The organism is Halosubterraneus shenae, from assembly GCF_050510935.1.
Lineage (GTDB): Archaea > Halobacteriota > Halobacteria > Halobacteriales > Haloferacaceae > JBDGPU01.
The window spans coordinates 34,867-54,142 of record NZ_JBNLVO010000006.1 but is presented as its reverse complement, the minus strand read 5'-3'; the positions used below and the strand labels follow the sequence as shown (position 1 = coordinate 54,142).

Sequence of the window (19,276 nt, the reverse complement as noted above, 5' to 3'; positions counted from 1 at the left end):
GCGGTTGCAGCATCCGTGCTTCACCGACGGCGGCGGGGTACTTCAAACTGGTCGTGATTACCGGCGTAATCAGGACCACTCGATGTATTCGACCTCTCGGCAGGATTCGGGGGGCTGGAGTCTCCTAACACCGGATTTCGGCACTAAGCAAAATCATATACCTTATATCGCTATACGCAATCCCGAACCTCACTCTGCGCGAGGTCACTCGTCGCCAAGTTCCGAAAGCCGAGACTGGATTTCCTCAGCATCGGCCTCAGAGAGCGCTTCAACACCGAACTGGACGAGTAGCGGGTAGAAGTGGCGGTTCTTCTTGAACTCGTCCTGGCCCGCCTTTCGGAGCTTTAGCTGTGACTCGAGGTAGGTATCCTCCATCTCGTCGAGGACACCGTCGGGGATGTAGATCGTCCGGCCGTTCCACTCGTCCTTGATATTTGTCTTCGTTTTGTTCGTTTCGCTCGTTTCACTCGGTGAAGTTGATTCGGTCGTTTCGGTCGATGACCTGGTTTCCACCGTTTCACTCACCTCACTCGCTCCGCTGGAATCGCCCTCGTCATCCTCATCTTCGTAGTTGCCCTCGATGCCGGAGGCATCTCCCCAGCCATCGCTCATGCTTCCACCTCCTCAGGAGCAGCCTTCTCGAACGTCTCGTCGAACAAGTCGGCAATCTCGTTGAACAGTTCGCGTGCATCCTCAACTCGCTGGTTCTCCTTGCCGAAGCCGAAGACGGACACACCTTCGCCAATCGATTGAGAAAGGTCGGTCCGCTTCGGGATCTCGAAGATCGGGAGTGAATACGCGGATTTGATCTCCTCGATGGTGTCTCGATGCTCGGCGTTTTGCTCGACACGGTTGCAGACAATCGCGAGGCGATTGATGTCTCCGTATGCCTGTTCAAGAGAGCTCAGCTGCTTTGCGAAAATCTGGAGGCTGTTGGCGTTGAGTTTCTCCGGAATGACGGGGATGACGACGTTGCCGGTTGCGACGAGGGCGTTGTCGGTGAGGACGTTCAGGGATGGGGGCGTGTCGACGATGATGTAGTCATAGTCGCTATCGAGTTCATCGAGAGTCATCTCCAGTCGTTCTCGACTCTTCGGCGCCTCAAGCAACGTCTGGATGTTCTTGTTGTTCGCGAGCTTCTCGCTGGCAGGGAGGATGTCGAATTCCTCGTGCTCGACGATGATGTCGTTCACCGACTCCATCTGGTCGAAGTCGAGCACGTCGAATAGCGTTGTGCGGTCGGTGTCGTAGTACAGATCGTTGTAGCCAAGCGAGCAGGTGAGTCCCCCGTGGTAGTCGATGTCGACTAGGAGGACATCGTAGCCCCGGGCAGCTAGCGCCCCGCCTGTGTGAATGACGTCAGTCGTCTTCCCGGCGCCTCCCTTCTGATTCGCCACGGTGATTCGTGCAGTGTTGGTGTCAGTCATTTCCTTCGTTTACCTCGTTGTGTTCGTTTCGTTCGTTTTGCTCGTTATGCTTGTTCTGTTCGTTTGGTTCGGTGAGGGTGTTTCACTCGGTGAGAGGAATACTACGATGTTAAAACCAAGTGTTCGTTCCACTCGTTGAAGCAAACACACTCGTTTCCATCAACCCATTCGTTCTATTCGTTACGTTCGTTTGCCTCGTTTTATTCATCGAGTACGGGGCAGCCAGTTCATCCTCTACCAGTTCGTTTCTCAGAATGCGTTCAATGCATTCGTTTTTCTCGTTCCGTTCGTTTTGCTCGATGAATTCGTTATAGTCGTTCCGCATGTTTTCAGCGGGAATCAGGACTACCTTCGAGATGAAGAGAGATCGTGCTTCATGGACAGTCGGGTAAGACTTTTAACTGTTACCGGGTTATTGGTAACCACCAGATGTATGAGGTGCTCGACGACACGGCGGCACAGACTATCCTCGCCATCGAGAGTGGTGACTCCATCCGTCGTGTCGCCCAACACCTCCACACGCCCTACGAGACAGTGAGACAGGCCGTCAATCGGCTGGAAGACGCAGGCTACGTTTCCTATGACGACGGCCTCACTGTCGTTGACGAGCGCGTACGCGATGCAGCCCGCGAGCTCGTCGCTGCCAGCGCCGGCGTCAGTCCACCATCCATCGAGGAAGCCTACGTCATCCCACAGTTCGGTGACTGGCCGTTCGCATTTACACGGATCGACGCCGTCTACGTGTGGACCCAGGGCGGCTACCAAGTTGGGCGGAATCCGGATGACTATCCGCTGTTCCTGGCCGTCCGTGAGCGAGACGTCGACGCCTGGGGGACCTTCTTTGAGTCCTTCGACCTTCCCACCGCATTCGAGCGACAGCCCCGAGACGAGCTGGAGGGACCGCTGCAGATCGTCCTCGAGCCACGCCCGTCACTCGACATCGAGCACGTCGAAGGGTACCCGGTGATCCCGAGAGTAGAGACGATCGAGTATATGCGCGAGAACTACGCCCAGTTCCAGTCGGCACTGGCGATGCTCGACCGGATGTACGAGGACCTCGACCTCGGCGTTACGTATCGAGAAACCGAACGGGCACAGCCATGAGCTTCAACAACCGAAGTGACGCACTCATCGAACTGCTCGAGGACCTCACTCAGGAGGGACACGAGTACGTCCTTGTCGGGGGGTACGCTGTATCGGCGTTCAACGCCCGCTTCTCCACTGATCTGGATATCGTCGTCGCACCAGACTCCAAGGCCGAATTCATCGAATTCCTCGAAAATCGGGAGTTCGAAGAAACGGATAGCCACGCCAAGGAGTGGTTCTACGACACCGAAGTGATCGAGTACGAGAAGCGGCTCACGCCGCAGCAGCCGATCGGCTTCGATCTGCTAGTGAATGGCCTCGGCTGCCGCCAGACGGAGGCACAGTGGTCGTTTGACTACCTGTACGACCATAGCCACCAGCAGGAGGTGAGCGGGGGCACAGTAACGACGACGGCCAGAGTGATCAATGGAGCCGTCCTCGTGGCGGCAAAACTCCACAGCGGCCGCGAAACAGATCTTCGTGACGTCCTGGCAGTCGCGGAAGAGATCGACCTTGACGCTGTCACGCCCCACCTGCGGCGAGGGGACGACGATGCACTACGGGAGCAGCTAAAGCGTGGACTGGAGATCTTGGAGAGCGACGAACTCAAGCACGGGTATCGGAGTGACTTCGGGGCCTCAGCTGTCTCAGAAGAGACAGTCTCCGCCCTCCAAGAATATCTGGCAGAGCAGGTAAATAGGTTGGATTGAGAATCAGTCGTGGCAACAAACAATTCTGCGAACAGCTGATTGTCGAATAGCCGTGTGACTACTTGACCAGGTCAATCATCGGTCGAAGTTCAGATTCAATTTCTGCCATCTGATCCGATACCCAATTGAACCGTTCCTCTACGCCTGCATCAGTAAACCGGAGTGAAGCTCGTACGTCACAATTTCGGTCATGTTGGAGGAGTGCGAGAGCGTACGCGAGCATCTGCGGTCGATAGTGTTCTGCGAGTTCATCCGACGTCGTAGCTGAGAGGTCGTTGGTCTTGTAGTCGATAATGTGGAAGGCATCCGGTGTGACGAGCAGCCGGTCGATATCACCGACAATCCGCGACTCATCAATTCGGGCGACAACAGAATACTCGTCGTAAACCGCTTGGAGCTGGGAATCAGCCTCAACCTGGTCCACAAATTCGACCGCATCATCGGCATGATCGACAGCATCGCGGAGGTCAGGTTCTATGGGCTCCTCACCGGCCATCCGACTCAGACGGCGGATCAGGGTAGGCCACTCGTCTCTCGGAGGCCGGAGTTCGTTGATCCGGTGGACGACCGTCCCGAACGTCGTTGGACTCAGGCCCGCCGACTCCTCCCGTTGAGAGTAACTGTGACCGTCTGTAGACGCATCCGCCACCGCATTCACGAGCGTCGTGGCCGCGATCCGTTTCGCCGGCGCTAGCGACGGCGGTGAAGGAATCGAGATCTCCGGCGCTGAATCAACAGCGTCGTCGTCGGTGTGCCAGTCTACTGGGCGCGGCGGCTTGCGAACGGTATAGCTGGCCCCAGCCATCTCGCCACGGGCCTGTCCCTCCCGAACCGCCTCGGCGACGAGAGCTCCGTCAAGGAGGGCTGGCTGTAACCAGTCCCGCCACCGGTCTGCGTCGTCGAAGGCTGCAGGCTCGCCCAGTTCGATTGTCCCGGACTCGTCGACGTCGATGTCATGCGTGCCGCAGAGAAGGAGGTGATCCCGCGTTCGTGTACACGCTACATAGAGGAGGCGTTTCGACTCCGCCCGCTCCTGAGGACGCGACCGTCGGTCGGCGTACTCGTGGACGGCCGTCTTCTCGATGGAGAACGCATCGCCCGGATTCGGCCCACCGACCGCCGGCACCGGCGGCGCGTCATCAGTTCCATCCACGAGTCGAACGTACCCATGGTCGTCCACAGAGCGACCCAAGTTGAGGTCACTCCCGAGATCGGGGACGGTGACGATCGGGAACTCGAGTCCCTTCGCGGAATGGATCGTCATAATCCGGACGCCCTCGGCGTCACCCGGAATATCTGCCTCCCCCTCACGGGGATCGATTTCGGCCTGGCGGTCGATCCGATGGAGCAACCCGGCAGCGGTGTGAACACCGTTCTCGCTCCAGGTACGGACCTGGTCGCGGAACTTTTCGACGTTCGCGACGGCCTGTCGACCGCGTTCGTCGGCACTCACACTCGCCAGATACCCTGTGTCGTCGATCACCCGGGACAGCAGGCGGTTCCACGGGAGGACGCCATCTTCGGACGGCGTCGCACAGCCGCTGAGGGTCCGCCACGTCGTAAGAAGATCGAACGCGTCCGACAGCTGCGGGTCGTCCGTCTCGGCGAGCGCGTCCCACACTGAATCAGCCGCTGCGACAGCCGGTGCGAGGCGATCATCGGTGAATCCGAACAGCGGCGACCGAAGCACCCCGTAGAGGGAGACATCGTCCTGTGGATCACCGAGTACTCGAAGCAGGTTCGTGAGCGCCTGGACCTCAGGCGTATCGTAGAACCCGACGCCACCGACGACAGTGTAGGGAATATTGTACTCCTCAAGGGCGCGCTGATACCGATCCAGATGGGTTCGCCGGCGAAGGAGGATTGCCGTGTCGTCAGGAGTGGCGTCACGATGGACACCCGTATCGGGGTCTTGGACTTGCGGCGGATCGTCGAACAGGTGTGTCAGTCGAGCAGCGAGCGCTTGCGCCTCTGCTTCGATGGTGTGATCGAGCGCGCCTCCGGCGACCGGATGGTCGTCGCCGAAGAGCTCCGCCGCCGTATCGGCGTCGTCGGGGACAGCGAGATACTCGACGCTCCCGGTGAGTCCCTCGATATCTTCGACGCGGTCGCGTTGCGTACTCAGTTCCTGCGGTGGCGCTTCGTACGGTTCGTGGGTGTCACCTTCCGGCTGGAAGAGATGTTCAAAGAGCTCGTTTAGGAACGACAGCGGCTCGTCCAACGTCCGGAAGTTCCCGGAGAGTTCGAGCGCGGTCGGACTCTCGGCGTCGCTGTCGGGGACGTCGTCGACCCCACGGGCTTCGTTGACGGCCTGGAGTTCCGCTCTCGCCGCCCCGAACGTCGTCACGTCGGCCCCACGGAATCCGTAGATGCTCTGTTTCTCGTCGCCGACCAGGAAGACGTTCGACGCCGCCTGCTCGTCAACGCCCGTGAGGAGCTTGATCAACTCCCACTGACGCGGGTCCGTGTCCTGAAACTCGTCGACCATCACGGCCGCAAACTGCTCTCGGAGCCGCTCCGTGACGGCATCGTTGGCTCGCAGGAACTCAAGGGTCGTCTCGATCACGTCGGGGAAGTCGAGCGTATCGCGGCGCTCCTTCTCGTCGGTGTAGGTTGCGAGGAGGTCGTCGAAGACCCGCATCAGAGCCAGCGCGTAGTGAGCGCTGTTCGCTTCGAGCTCACCGGGTGTGGTCTCGACCGCATCCGCGTGCGGTTCGACGGCATCGATGACCGTGTCGATGGCGTCCTTCAGGTCGTCGTAGACGTCACCGTACTCATCCCACTCGTCCCGATCGCCGACGACGTACCCCGAACTGCTGTACAGGCCGCCGTTCTTCTTCTCACAGGCCTCGTACAGATCAAGGATTGCCCGCTGACAGTCCCGGGGATTGCTTTCCTCGGGGTCGTCAGGGAGCGTCGCGACCTCGGTGAAGGTCCGGTAGGCTCGAAGACCGTCTTCGTCGGCGATAGCGCCCTCGCGGTCGACACGGCCCGCAACCGTGCGTAGCTGGTCAAGGAGTCCGTCTGCATACAGCGTCTGTCGGGCGTCGGCGACGTCGAGATCACAAACGACCTCCCAGCAGATATCGACGTAGTCGTCGACTTCGGCGTCACGCCACGCCTCGAGGACCGCCTCGCTCTGTGGGCGCTCATCGAGTAGTCCAGTGAGTACATCGACCAGCTGGTCACGACTCCATAGCTGAGCAAGGAGCTCCACGTCGTCATCGTCCAGGTTACGTTCGAGGAACTCCGTCACGACTTCGCGTTGGAGTGTCGCGGCGCCGTCTTCGTCGAGCACGTCGAAACCGAGCGGGACCGGAGCCTCGACGGCCCGTTCTCGCAAGAGCCGGGTACAGTACGCGTGAATGGTGTGGACATAGCCGTCCTCCAGATCGTCGAGGACGTTTCGCCAGCGGTGGTAGGCCTCTGGTGAGTCGACAGCCGCGAGCCGGTCGTATACCTCCTCACGAACGCGCTCGGTCAGTTCGGCAGCAGCCTTTCGCGTGAAGGTGATCGTGACGATGTTCTCCGGCGTGAGCGACGGGTTCTCGGCCAGTATCGTGACGTACCGCTCGGTGAGCGTCGTCGTCTTCCCCGTCCCGGCGCCGGCAGTTATCGCGACGTTCCGACCTTGGACGAGCGCGTCCTTCTGTTCCCCCGTAAGCTGAATCTCCTCGGGTTCCTCAGTCATCGCTCATCACCGCCTCGATGTCCTCGTCGTCGCGAACACGTAGTGGAACGTACGCAACGTCGTCCTCGTGGACCTTATCGACGAACTCGCGCTTGCGGTGATGGCGGACATCGCACGCCCGACGGTAGTCACAGTATCGGCAGTTCGCACCCCGAGCGGACAGGAGCGTTGTATGGAACCGTCCGTTGGCGATCGCCTCGTCGATCTGGCCCAGCCATTCCGGAACGACATCGTTCAGGAAACGGCGGAGTTCGACCTCTGAATCGAACTTCGATTCGACACCGCGTGGAACCTTGAGGTCGTTGGGGGGTCGCACCTGATAGTACGTCGCTGAAAGCGATCCCTGCTCGAACAGATCACCGTCGACGACGTTTGCCGCAGCGAGCAGATAGATGGGGAGCTGGAACTTCGTGCCGCCGGTTGTCTTTGTCATATACGGTGCTCGACCAGTCTTGTAGTCGTAGAGCGTGAGCGTCGCTTGTTCGCCATCCCGACTCACGTCAACCCGGTCGATGTATCCGCGGATCGAGACAATCGAGCCGTCCGGTCGCTCAACTGTGAACGGCCCTGCATCCGAGTCGGGAAGTCCCTCGCCGAACGGGGCTTCGAACAGGTGTGGGCGGCCGGCGCCGTCCCGCGAGAGTTCGTTGTCGAGGAAGGTAGCCAACAACCCCTGTTCCGGTGCGTCGTGGGGTTTGCTCCCGGCCTCGTACGGAGCGCTCTCGTCGTTACCCAGGCCCGCGAACAGCTCCGCCTTCCACCGTTCGTAGAACAGACCCTCGTACTCGAAGTCAGCATCCCGGAGTTCATCGACGGCGATCTCGCGAAGGTGCGTCGCCAGGTCGTTCCGGTCGAAGTCCGTGAGATCGACACCATCCTCGGTCTCGTCCTGCAGATCCGCGAAAAACCGTTCGAGGACGTCGTGAACGTACGACCCGGTTTCGAGGGGAGTGGGGACGACTTCGACATCACCGGGATCCTCGATTCCGAGCACTTCGTCAGCGTAGAACTTGAACCCACACTCGACGTATCGCTCGATTCGACTCGCGCTGTAGGGTTCCCGCTCCGACGGAGGGTATACCTCATCGACTGTCTCGGGTTCTAAGACGCCATCGTGTTCGGAGAGGCCAGCCGTTCCCCTGTTGTCCGCACAGTGGAGACCCCGATCCGTGCGCTTGGTCTGCTCGGGGGAGAGATCGCCTCGGTCGCCGGCGCGGCTGACTGCCGCACGCCGGTCGGCCGTTGCAGCGACGTGCCGCTGGAGGTCTTCGCGGGAGCCCACGCGGTCGTCGACGCCGTCTTCGGGTTCGATGCCGGTCACGCGCTGGAGTTCGTCGAGGACTGGCGACCGGACGACGGCGGATTCGTCGTCGCCCGTCTCGGGCGTGGTGATCGTGAGCTCTTCGACGTTCGCGAGCAGCGTCGCGAAGAGATAGCGGCCACGGAGCCGCTCGTCGCCAGTGTCGAAACGCGGATGGGCGTCGGTCATCTCCTCGAAGAAGGCCGGTCGTTCCGGGGTCACCGGGAAATGCTCGCTCGTCAGTCCCACAAAGAACACCTTCTCGAAGGATCGCATCCGCGCGTCGAGCAACCCCATCACTTCGACGTGGCCGCCAGCAGCGCTCTGCGGGACTCGAATCGGTACACCATCGAAAGCACGGGTGAACAGCGCCAGCGGAGAGAGGTCGCTATCGACCCCCTCCAGCGACTCGAACGAGGAGAGGACCTCGTCCACGAGATCGTAGGCCCGCTGTTCGACAGCTTGCTCGGCGCCGCTGGCGTAGTCCTCTGTTGCTGCCTCTACGTCAAACTGACCGTCCAGCAGCCGGCGGAGCGTCTCGGTCGCATCTTCGACGTTCCCCGTTCGGACCGTTTCCAATGTGGACAGTAGATCCTCGATCAGTGCCTCCGCGTCGTCGTCGACGTCATCGAGCAGGGGTGATACAGAAACGGTGTCACGCCGGCGAGCAGATGCCGTGACGGCGTTGGCTTGGTCAGTATCGACGACGTCGACCAGTGGATTCGCCAGCAAGGACGTGAGATCCTCGGCACGCGGGTCGGGTTCGGCGAGGTTCAAGAGATCGTGTACGACGCTCCCGGTGAACGTCCGGTTCAGCTGTGAAGCGGCGGTCGTGACGTGCGGGATGTCGAACGTATCGAACGTGTCCTCGACGTACCCCGAATAGGCCTCGGTCCCCGGGACGACGACGGCCAGGTCGTCGGGGTCACGGCCATCGGCCAACTCGGTTCGGAGCTCGCGAGCGACGAAGCGCATCTCGCGCTCGGGCGTCGGGAGTTCCCGCCACCGGAGCGCCTCTGGAATAGGGACGGTGTCGGGATCCCAGCGGTAGAGTGCCTCGGTGATGGTACCGAAGGCCCGTCCTGACTTGTCGACGGGCCCGAGTTCTACTGTCTCAAAGTCAAGTGCTTCGTAGACATCCAAGGCGTCTTCCGCAACGGCGTCGACTCCGCTCCGGCCATCTTGGTGGAGCGGCAGCAGTGCGATCATCGGAAGTTCGTCGACGAGGCGTTCAATGAGTCGGCGTTCGACGGGACGGAACTCGTGATACCCGGAAAGGATGACGACATCCAGTTCCGGGGAGAACACCGATAGTGACTGCTCCGCCGTCGCCACGGCGTCGAACATTTCTCCCCGGGTACAGACCCACTCGTCGACATAGTCGCCGTGGAGATCCCAGTAGTGTCGGTACGCGTCGACAGTGGCTTTCGCGATACGGTCATCGAGAGCAGAGCCCTCAAACTCAGCTGCCAATGCGTCGGGGGCCCCGACGCCGGCGTCGTCGAAGAGTGAGAAGCGGCTACTGAACGAATCAGCGAGGGCGGCAGAGGCCGGTTCGCCAGCAAGAGCGCCATCTGTCTCGGCTGTTGTTCGGTCAAGCGCGTACTCCGCGAGCCGACGGTTCAGCTGCCCGGAGAGAGGTTGGACCGGACCGTGGAGATGCTCGTACCACTCCCGAACGACTGCGTCGAGCGTCTCGGCACGAAGACTGAGAGAGCCGTGCGTCGTAGCCCAATTGTCCTCAACTTCACTTCGACGAGCGTCGTTCCGGGTGATGTAGAGAACACTCCCAAGTGAATTCTCAGCAATCTCCGCAGCCCGTTCAAAAGCCGCCTCCTCTAAATGTACATGCTGAGAACCAGTTAGGAGCGTAGAGGTCATCGAATACAGTCCTCAAGATATCGCTCTCACTTCATTTTTATTGGTTCCACTATGCGTATTCTGACTAACGCGGAGTGAATATCCAACAATGACAAATAGTAAAGTGGGTCGGTTGACTCCACCTTCGTATGAACGCTCTACCGGACGGCGATAACGGACCGCCGTCTCTTTCCCGCACATTCTCTCCCGAAGAGGTCAACATGGATTTGACCATGTGCGGCCTCCTACCTGATCGAGCAGAAGAGATCGCTCGGTTGTACCGTGAACACGGAAACTGGAACCAGGTCAAGGATATCTGGTTTGAGGAACGACGTGCGAACCGCAGTACGAAGGGGAGTTCCCAGAAGATATACCGCGTTCTCTCATCACGATTCAAAAACGCACCTGCCACCCTCCCTAATCCAAGTGAACTTCCCGCCGTTTTGGATACCTGTTCGTCATCGCGAGACAAAGCCCAAGTGCTCTACCTCTATCTGGTCGCCGATGACGCGCTCGTTCGATATGCCGTCCACGAATATGCCCGACGCCTTGCTGAGGACTTTCCCGAGCCTCTTGACTTCTCTAACGAGACACTCACATCTATTCTGAACCAGTTCGAATACACTGACGAGACACCGTTCGACTATGCGGACTCAACGACAGAGAGATGGTGCGAAGGACTGCGGTCAGTTATGCGCGAGATCGGCGTCCTAGAGAATCAGCAAACGGTCGTCGGTGATCCACCATCACTAGGAGATACGCCACTCCTCGTCGCAATGGGCTACTCGTCTGAGGAAGGCGACGAAGAGTGGTTCGAATCACCAACTGGGCTCCAGTACCTATTCCAGCCGAGCGCCCGTTGGGAGGAACTCTACAATCGGGTAGCAGAGACGGAAGCGTGGGAGTTTGTCGAGCTCCATGGAAGTCTCCAACTGCGGCCGACCGACGAGCCGTACGCATCGATTACGAGTGGGGGAGCTGAATAATGGTCGACGCAACATGGTTTGAAGACTTACCGGAGGACTTCGAGGAATCGGTACGCATCGACCGCGAGGACCAATCTGCAGACGAGAAACGTCACCGGAAACAAGCCATCGAGTCATATCACGTTACGGCTGACTCCCAGCGGTTCCTCGAAGACTTCGTCAAACGCCTGCTCGGCGAAGCAGAGGATATGCGTACGGGGTCGAACTACTGGCTCTACGGGTACTACGGGAGCGGAAAGAGCCACCTCCTCACAGTTCTGGATGGGCTGATGGATACTCAGTGGCTCCAAGACCACTCCGACGAGGTTTGGAGAAACCTCGTCCCGGATGCGTCAGCGAGCGGAGACCTAGATACGCTCCAAACCCAGTGGGAATCCGTTCATTCCGAATATCACGTCATCCCTGTCTCAGTAAACCTGCTGAAGTATCAGGGGCAGAAGCAACGCAGCTTTAGTGAAATCGTTCTCCGGCACGCCCACCAGAATCCGATTCTCACGGGCGTCAATAACGGGGTCTCGACTGGATTGTCCTCCCAGCTTGACGTCGCATACTTCGAAGATTGGTATCAAACGACCGACGCCTGGCCGGAACGAGAGGATCGAGCTGCATCAGTCGTCGAGGGAGTGACACCGGACCAACCACGATACGAGTGGGAAACGGACGGCCTCTGGACCGACGTCCAAGAGTACAGTGCGCTGTCCGATGTTGTGCTTCCGAAGCTGTTCGAGGGTGTCACGGGGACACGCGATGGCTACACCGACCTCCAACCCTCGGATATTGACCCAGAAGAGGTTGTCAGTCGACTGGAATCGCTGCGCCAGGAGCGTGAAGCGGCGCTTGATCAACCTGTCAAGCTCGTCCTCCTGCTCGACGAGGTGAGCCTCTTCATTGGGACCGACTTCGAGCGGCTCACCGAACTACAGACACTCGCGGAAAACGTCGACAACATCGGAGACGGCGACATTCAGCTCGTCGCGACGGCGCAGGCAAAAATCGAAGACGTCCAACCCAAGTTCGCGGCCCACGGGGCCGATTTCAGTATCGTCAAAGACCGGTTCCCGCACCGGTATCAGCTTCCGAGCAAGCACGTCGGGGACATCGCCAAACGCCGGCTGTTCCAGAAGTCAGAGACGGGCGAGGACGCGGTTCGGCGAGTCCTTGACGACGCCGACGTGAAACCGGCTGAGTCGCTCGTGTACAACGAAATCAAACAGAACACGAAGCCGGCACTCGATGCGATTGATGATGAGGAACTCGTAGAGTTCTACCCCTTCCTGCCGTATCACGCGCCGCTGTTCCTCGAAATCCTGTTCAACCTCCGTCGAGAGGCAAACGACCCGGCAAAGTCCATCTTCTCGGGGACTGCCCGTGCCATTCTCGCGCTTATGCACGGGTTGCTGGACGACTGGGTCGACGTGGGCAAGGAAGACCATATCGTCTCGCTGGTCGACTTCTTCGAGCTGATCGAGCCTGAACTCCGTGAGATCTTACCGCAGGATATGCGGGTCGTCGAGGGCGCCGAAGAGACAACCGGCATCGCTGACGAGGTAGCCGATGACGAAAGTGAGCTTCAGGAGTTCGACCTCGACGTTGCGAAAGCCGTACTCCTGCTCCAGCACGTCCACGAAATCGTTCCCCTGAACGAGGGGAATATCGCGGTCGCCGTCATGGACGACCTGAACGGCCAATCGTGGATTAGCACGACCAACCGCGTCGAGGAATCACTGGATCGACTGCAGAAGTTCATTCGACCGACGCAGGACGAAAGTGGGCCTCGATATCGGTTCGCGACACAGGAGGAACGCCTCATCTACGACGAGACCGAGGAGAATGAAGCTGACCCCGACTGGGACGACGTCGTCGACACCTTGGACGACCATCTCTGGAATCGCATCACTCAGGACCTATCGCTACCAGAGTCCGTCCCGTACGGAGAATCTAGTGATGAGTACCCCGTTTCGTATCACTTCGGACTCGACGGGACAACATTCGAGAGCAGTATTGAAGCCGAAGGTGGGCTGGACATCGACGTCGATGTGCAGGGCGTCCGCCCAGACATAGAACCAGAGCAAATCGACGAGGACACGCTCTACTGGGAGATCGACACGGATGGCCTCCAAGATCTTCGCAAACGAATGATTGAGTGGTGGGCGCTTCGCGACGCAATTGCAACGCGTGACGCCCCACCAGCCGTCGAGCGTGACCTCGAACAGCGTGCGAACGCCGTCCGAAGTAAGCTGACGAGCGCAATGATGAGTGGCTCCTATAGCGTGAAAGATCGGACGGACATCGGTGGTCTCTCGAAGGCGATACAGGCCACTGTCGACGTCGCCTATCCCGACGACTTCCACCCGATGATGCTCCAGGTCGACGAAAGTCGGCTGCGAGAACTACGCGAACTCGACAGCGATGCACCGCTCCCGCCGTGGGCACGAACAATCCAAGTCCCCTCGTCGAACCAGAATGGTGGGCAGGGTAAACAGACGATTCAACGAAACGTAATGTCCCTCACCGGCCGGCAGCTGAAAGGCCGCGACGAAGGACTCAATATGAACACCGTTCTCGACGGGATCGTTGAGGAGAAGCCATTCTACGACGAGGCCCGGCCTGCTCTCTGTGCGATCATCTGGGGATTCTGTCGGGAGGGGAGACTACTACCAATCGACGAAGACGGAAACACGCTGGAGGACGAAGCCGTCCTTGACCTCGACAGCCTCTCGACGACGAGGTTGAAACTCCTTCCACGCACAAACTTGAGCAAGCTGCTGGAAGAGGGTGGATTCAAAGAGACAACTGAAACGGTCGCGGATGGTCTCATCCACCTCCAAGAAGCCAACCAGCAGATTCGCTCGAAGCTGACCGGACTTCGCGAAGACGTCACGCTAGTCGTCGACACCGACGTGCGAACCGACGAAGTCGCTGGCTTACTCAATGCGTTTGCTGATGAGCTGGCGGAACGAATCAAAACTACCGAAAATCGCATCTCAACTGTCAAGTCACAAGATGACGGTATCGAGGGTGTCATCGACGAGACCAACGAGGCCCAAGAGTGGGTCGAAGAGGTAACTGACGTCTGGAACCGGCGTCTTTCGACACTACACCAGCTCGACGCGGTACTAACGATTCGAAACCGCCAGTTCGACTGGGTTGACGACGACGCTCAAGCATCTATCGAGTCCCGCTCATCTGCGGTCTCATCGTTCGATGGGGAGTGGTGGACGACCGATGGGTGGAGTACACTCTCCGGAGAATTAGTTCCCGACCTCGCACCCGAACTTAAGAGGTCGTGGAACGCGTTCGTTGACGAACGGGGCCTGCGTGAACTAGTCAGTCGTATTGAGGAGCATCCATGGATTCTTCCAGCAACTGATCTCCCCGCAGGCGTCCACGTCGCCTTCGAAGGCGAATACATCACTCCGATGCGCCACCTCCAGCAGTGGTACGAAACCATCGAGAGCGCGATCGCGGTGTTGTCTACCGATCCTGATTCAGACGATATCGTCGAGATCACTGACGACGTGGCGCAGTTAGAGCCGCTCGCTGAAACCATCGAGTACAGCCCGAGTGAACTGGATGGCCGGCTCGATGAACTGTCGTCGATCGTTGGGGATCGATCGCCGGACGACGTCGATCAAATCGGTATCGTTCCTGACGATCGGCAGAAACTGAACCGGCGGTTGGAGCGTCTCGTGGAACAGCAAGATCTTGAGATCGAGGAGACTGACGAAGGGGTGATTATTCGATGAGCCAGACGAGTTCGTCGCCGTATCGTGAATTCAAGGAGAAACTACGGACATTCGCTCAGGGGCAACACGGGATTCGTAACCCGTTCGTCATCGCTGCTGTCGACCCAGCAGTCGAGCATCGGGTCGCAGATAGGCTCGCGACCTGGTCTGATGGACGAAAGGAAGCCCCAGAGATTCCTGACAACGTAACCGTCCAGCCGATCTGGCTTGACGAACTACTGCCACGGACCGATGTGTACAAACTCCTCGTCGACCTGGGCGAACCCCTGGCTGAACTCGAGGGCGATACGTCGCCAGGTGAGCGTATCGAGGAGACGATGCAGGACCGGCTTGCTGAAGAACTCGTTCAGCAAATGATCGAACACGAGCTCAGCGAAGCCCAGCTGGAGACCCAGAGCCATGTGGTACTCTTGCTAAATCTCGGCAGTCTGTATCCGTTCACGCGTGCATCGGAACTGCTGGACGAGCTTGACCGTCGGAACGTAAAGTCCACCATCGGAATCCCATTCCCGGGGGACGTCGTCGGCGGGAAGCTGAGCTTCTTCGGCGGTGAATCACGCCATTACTACCCCGCCCACCAGATTGACGGCCAGATCCAGGGGGTGCATCTCCAATGACTATCGACGACCTCTTCCACAGCGATCCGACGCGACAGCTCGAAGAAGTACAGAAAGTCAACGCTCGCGAGCGAGCCGAGACCGACGTGAGAGAGTTCTACGAAACCGACAGTGCCGAGCAGGTCCTCGAAACGCTCGGCGAAGCTATCCAGACCCATCCCGGTGAAGCCGCGCGGTTCCTCTACATCCACGCGACGTTCGGTTCGGGGAAGACCCACCTCCTGAAGCTGGTCGGCCTCCTCGCCGACGACGAATCCGAGTTCGCTTACCTAGGTGATCGACTTGCCGAACAGTGGCCGGGGTTCGACGAACTCCAGCAGGCAATCACAGACTCTCACGTCGACCGCCTCAAGCCAGTTTTCCTCAACCTGCTTGACCGCGATGCGTCGAAAGAGCCGCCGCTGCCGTTCCTCATCTTCGAGGCGATTGGTCGGGATCTCGGATATCCGACCGACCCGAACTGGCTGCTCGAGTGGGCCTGGACGCTGGATATGGAGTACGATGGGGTCTGGGAGGCCCTTCAAGCGTTCGAGCATGACGGGAAGACATTCGACGACGTTCTCGCCGAACGGGCGTCCCTCCGCAGCTGGCTCTACGAGGCGTTGCCGGCGATGGAAGAGACGTCCGGAACGGAGCTCAACAGTCGTTCGGGCGTGAAAGCCTCCATCGAGACCGCAGAAGCGGATGTCGATCCAGAAGAATTCGATCCCGAGGACCTCGTCTCACGGGTCGAGACTGCAACGGAGGCTCTCAACGACGGCAGCAAACGAACCGAATTGCTGCTCGGCTTAGACGAGGTGGCGCTCTTCGTCGGCGACAGTCGCCATCGCTATCGTGAGTTCGAGGACACAATGGAGGCACTGCAGCGTGGGCCGAACCCGGTCGTGGTCACCACCGGGCAGTACTCCCTCCCGGATACACGGGAGAGTCTCATCGGCGAGCCGCCCGAAGATCACTGGACGCATCAACAGGTACGGCTTGAAGGAGCGGACACCGAGATCATCGTCCGGAAGCGATGGCTCCAGAAGTCGGACCCCGAGGGACGCGAACGTGTCGAGTCACTGGTGGCGTCGATGCCCGATCTCTCACTCGACACGTATTCGTCGGTGACGAGCGCGGATCCGGACCCAGTCGAGTCCTATCCGTTCCGCGAGTACGACCTGTCGCTCCTGCGGGCGGTGATGCAGGAACTCATCACGCAGGGCCGGTCGACCGATCGCGACTACATTCAGGGGCGAGCACTGCTCGTCCTCGTTCGGTCGCTGTTCACGAAGTTCGGATGGGCGTCGAAAGAGGAGGGCTCGCTCGTCACGTGGGACGTCCTGTTCGACCTGTTGGTCGAGGAGACCACGTACCTCCCGCTCTGGGTCCAGGAGATGATCGACAACACGCTCGTCCCGACGTTCGATGGTGACGAGGATGCGTGGGAAGTCCGCCTCGCGAAAGGACTCTACCTTCTGAACCAGACGCCCGCTGTGCCGTCGACGCCAGAGAACCTCGGTCGGTTGATGGTCGACGACGTCACGGCGTCCGTCGACGACGTCGTCGAGCGAACCGAATCGGGACTGGAGACGCTCGTCGACAAGCAGAAGGCCCTCACCGAGACGAACGACCAAGGCGACGAGGTCTACACGCTAGTCTCGGAGGAACAGGAGAGCATCCTCAGTCGCGCCCAGGACAAGGCCGCGAAGATCTCGCCGCATCAGCTGTCGGCGTGGGTGGAAACGCGGCTGCGGGAGAACGACGCGTTCTTCAGGAGTGACGGCAGCCGCCACGAGGTCGATGTCGGCGACGAGCGCCTCGTCCCACTGCGGTACGAGTACTCCATCCTCGAACCGGTCGACCGAGCGCCGTCACCCGAGTACGACGCGCTTCGCGTTCGTGTGCTGGCCGATGATCACGATACTGTCTCGGAGCAGACCGAGACGTGGCAGGACGTGAACAACGGTCGGGATGGTGGCGAGCATATCCTGATCACCGTCGACGTTCCGGAGACGATGCTGGAGCGAATCCGGAACGTCATCGGGATGGGACAGGTGTTGGACGAGGAGACCGAATCCCACGAGGAACTCGAACGCGAACACCGTGCCGACAAACGCCGCCTCGAATCCTCGGTGACGGAGATACTCGAAGATGCGTCGGTGTACACGGTACACGAACACCGTGGTGCGCGCTCGAGCGTGCTTGACAGTGTCGTCGAAGACCAGGTCAACGCTGTCTTCGGGTCGTCTCGAAAGACGCTCTCACGGCCGCTCGTCGAGGTCGACGACGCAAAGGCGATGGCGAGGTTCTTCCGCGGGAGCGGTGAGTGGCCCCTTTCGGACGCAGACGCCGCGATGCTTGGCGTCGACACCGCCAACGCGGAAGTCGCCGATACGGGCTGGTGTCGCGAGTTCATCGATACGTACGAGGGGCAGAAATCCGTCGACGTCGACACACTCCTCCAGCAGACTCAGACTGCCAACGGGGACTACCGCGGGACCCCTCAGGAGTCGATCGCGGCGCTGCTCATCACACTTGCGACCTCCAACGAGTCAGTCGCGCTCAAGCAGGATACGGAGTACGTGTCTGATCCCGCCGCCATCGGCCGACAAGTGCGGACCAAAGGGGGACTGACATCACTCCAAGTCCGCTTCGGCGTCGAGATTATCGACCCGAAGACGGTGCGAAAACTCGTTACGACGGTCCTCGGCGAACAGCCGTCGGGTGACGGACCAGACGAATGGCTGGGCGAGCTCGGCCAATGGGTCAACGAGAACAGTGCAACTGTCAAGCGGACGCTGAAAGGCGCCAGCCGTGAGTTCGATGTGCCGCTCAGCGCCTTCGAGACAACGGTCGGCCCAGCCCTCGGCGGGGACGAGCTTTCCACGTCCGACCTTGGAAGTGAAGATGACCTCGAAACGATACTCGAAGAGGCGAAAATCTTCGCGAACGCTCGTGAACTCTTCGGCGTCAGCGAAGACGGGACGACACTCTGGGAACGCTTCAGCGACGATCTCGACACGATGGCCTCGCTCTATCCGAACGCGTCGATCACTGCCAGTATGAGAGTGACAGCGGAAGGCGATACTGTCCCCAGCGTTTCGACGGTCGAGTCACGGCTTGAGGACGCGAAGGGACATCGCGCCGACGAAACGTCGGCGCAGTACCGGCGGATCACAGGTGAGACCGTCGCTGACTCTGATCCGGAAGCCATCTGTGACGATTTGAGCGCGTGGCTCCGGTCGAACGAGGACAACGTTCGAGGAATCGTCGATGGTGCTACTGATGAGTTCGACGACATCGTACTTGGCGACCTGGAGGACGTCTTCGAAGCTGTGTGGGCCGGCGAGGATCTGTCGGAAAGTGATGTCGTCGACTCCGCCGTCGTCCAGCAGGCCGAGACGTACGAGCAGGTTCGCGACCTCCTCGACGACTCTGACGGTTCGGCTCTTTGGTCGCAGCTACGGGCAGCAGGCAAAGAGATGCGTGAGGAGCACCCAGACTCACCGACGACCGAGTCCGTCGAGACTACGCTCGCCGCATCACGGCCACCCTCGAAGCGACGTGTGCGCCAGCTCATCGAACGGGCAAAAGACCCGAGACCGCCAGATGCGGACGACGATGCGTGGGCCGAACTTCAGATGGTCGCTGAAGAGCTTCGCCAGGAGCTTCCGAACGCCGACGTGACCGATGAAGTTACTACGGCCGTCGACGCTGACGACAGGCCGAGTGAAGAACGTGTGAACGAACTGCTCTCAGGGGCGAGGACCGTGTTGGATCGGATTCGAGGTGTGAAAGGACAGCTGGACGATCTCGAAGAGGGGAGCATCGTCCTCTTAGAGAACAATCCTGAGTAAGACGGATTTCGAGA

10 protein-coding genes are annotated in these 19,276 nt (G+C 59.7%); 6 read left to right on the top strand and 4 right to left on the bottom strand.

Annotated elements, in window-relative coordinates:
- Nucleotides 1-204: 204 nt before the first annotated feature.
- Both ACQE3M_RS13630 and ACQE3M_RS13625 read right to left on the bottom strand, forming a co-directional pair.
- Nucleotides 205-612, bottom strand: coding sequence for a hypothetical protein (locus ACQE3M_RS13630; RefSeq protein ID WP_430506183.1), 408 nt, complete (start codon nucleotides 610-612; stop codon nucleotides 205-207).
- Nucleotides 609-1,427: a ParA family protein gene (locus ACQE3M_RS13625; protein ID WP_430506182.1), complete on the bottom strand. Its 819-nt coding sequence runs from the start codon at nucleotides 1,425-1,427 to the stop codon at nucleotides 609-611. The genes ACQE3M_RS13630 and ACQE3M_RS13625 overlap by 4 nt, the downstream gene beginning before the upstream one ends.
- 429 nt (nucleotides 1,428-1,856) lie before the next feature.
- On the opposite strand from ACQE3M_RS13625, the gene ACQE3M_RS13620 reads away from it, so the two are divergent.
- On the top strand, nucleotides 1,857-2,531 hold the full coding sequence (locus ACQE3M_RS13620) for a helix-turn-helix domain-containing protein (RefSeq protein WP_430506181.1): 675 nt from the start codon (nucleotides 1,857-1,859) through the stop codon (nucleotides 2,529-2,531).
- The gene (locus tag ACQE3M_RS13615; RefSeq protein ID WP_430506180.1) at nucleotides 2,528-3,223 is read left to right on the top strand and encodes a nucleotidyl transferase AbiEii/AbiGii toxin family protein; all 696 of its coding nucleotides are present in this window, start codon (nucleotides 2,528-2,530) and stop codon (nucleotides 3,221-3,223) included. The genes ACQE3M_RS13620 and ACQE3M_RS13615 overlap by 4 nt, the downstream gene beginning before the upstream one ends.
- A gap of 58 nt (nucleotides 3,224-3,281) precedes the next feature.
- Here ACQE3M_RS13615 and ACQE3M_RS13610 read toward each other — a convergent pair whose 3' ends face one another.
- Nucleotides 3,282-6,914: a UvrD-helicase domain-containing protein gene (locus ACQE3M_RS13610; protein ID WP_430506179.1), complete on the bottom strand. Its 3,633-nt coding sequence runs from the start codon at nucleotides 6,912-6,914 to the stop codon at nucleotides 3,282-3,284.
- Nucleotides 6,907-10,095 (bottom strand): PD-(D/E)XK nuclease family protein, encoded by a 3,189-nt coding sequence (locus ACQE3M_RS13605; RefSeq protein ID WP_430506178.1) that lies wholly within the window; start codon nucleotides 10,093-10,095, stop codon nucleotides 6,907-6,909. The genes ACQE3M_RS13610 and ACQE3M_RS13605 overlap by 8 nt, the downstream gene beginning before the upstream one ends.
- Nucleotides 10,096-10,223: 128 nt before the next feature.
- Here ACQE3M_RS13605 and ACQE3M_RS13600 point away from each other — a divergent pair, with 128 nt between their 5' ends.
- From ACQE3M_RS13600 to ACQE3M_RS13585, 4 genes are read left to right on the top strand one after another with little or no spacing between them, the layout of a single operon-like run.
- A complete protein-coding gene (locus ACQE3M_RS13600) occupies nucleotides 10,224-11,060 on the top strand; it encodes a BrxA family protein (protein WP_430506177.1) in 837 nt (278 codons plus the stop codon).
- Nucleotides 11,060-14,806 (top strand): hypothetical protein, encoded by a 3,747-nt coding sequence (locus ACQE3M_RS13595; RefSeq protein WP_430506176.1) that lies wholly within the window; start codon nucleotides 11,060-11,062, stop codon nucleotides 14,804-14,806. Before ACQE3M_RS13600 ends, ACQE3M_RS13595 begins: the two co-directional genes overlap by 1 nt.
- Entirely contained in the window at nucleotides 14,803-15,423 is a 621-nt protein-coding gene (locus tag ACQE3M_RS13590) for a BREX protein BrxB domain-containing protein (RefSeq protein ID WP_006182471.1), read from the top strand. Before ACQE3M_RS13595 ends, ACQE3M_RS13590 begins: the two co-directional genes overlap by 4 nt.
- Nucleotides 15,420-19,262, top strand: coding sequence for a hypothetical protein (locus ACQE3M_RS13585; RefSeq protein WP_430506175.1), 3,843 nt, complete (start codon nucleotides 15,420-15,422; stop codon nucleotides 19,260-19,262). The genes ACQE3M_RS13590 and ACQE3M_RS13585 overlap by 4 nt, the downstream gene beginning before the upstream one ends.
- Nucleotides 19,263-19,276: the final 14 nt, after the last annotated feature.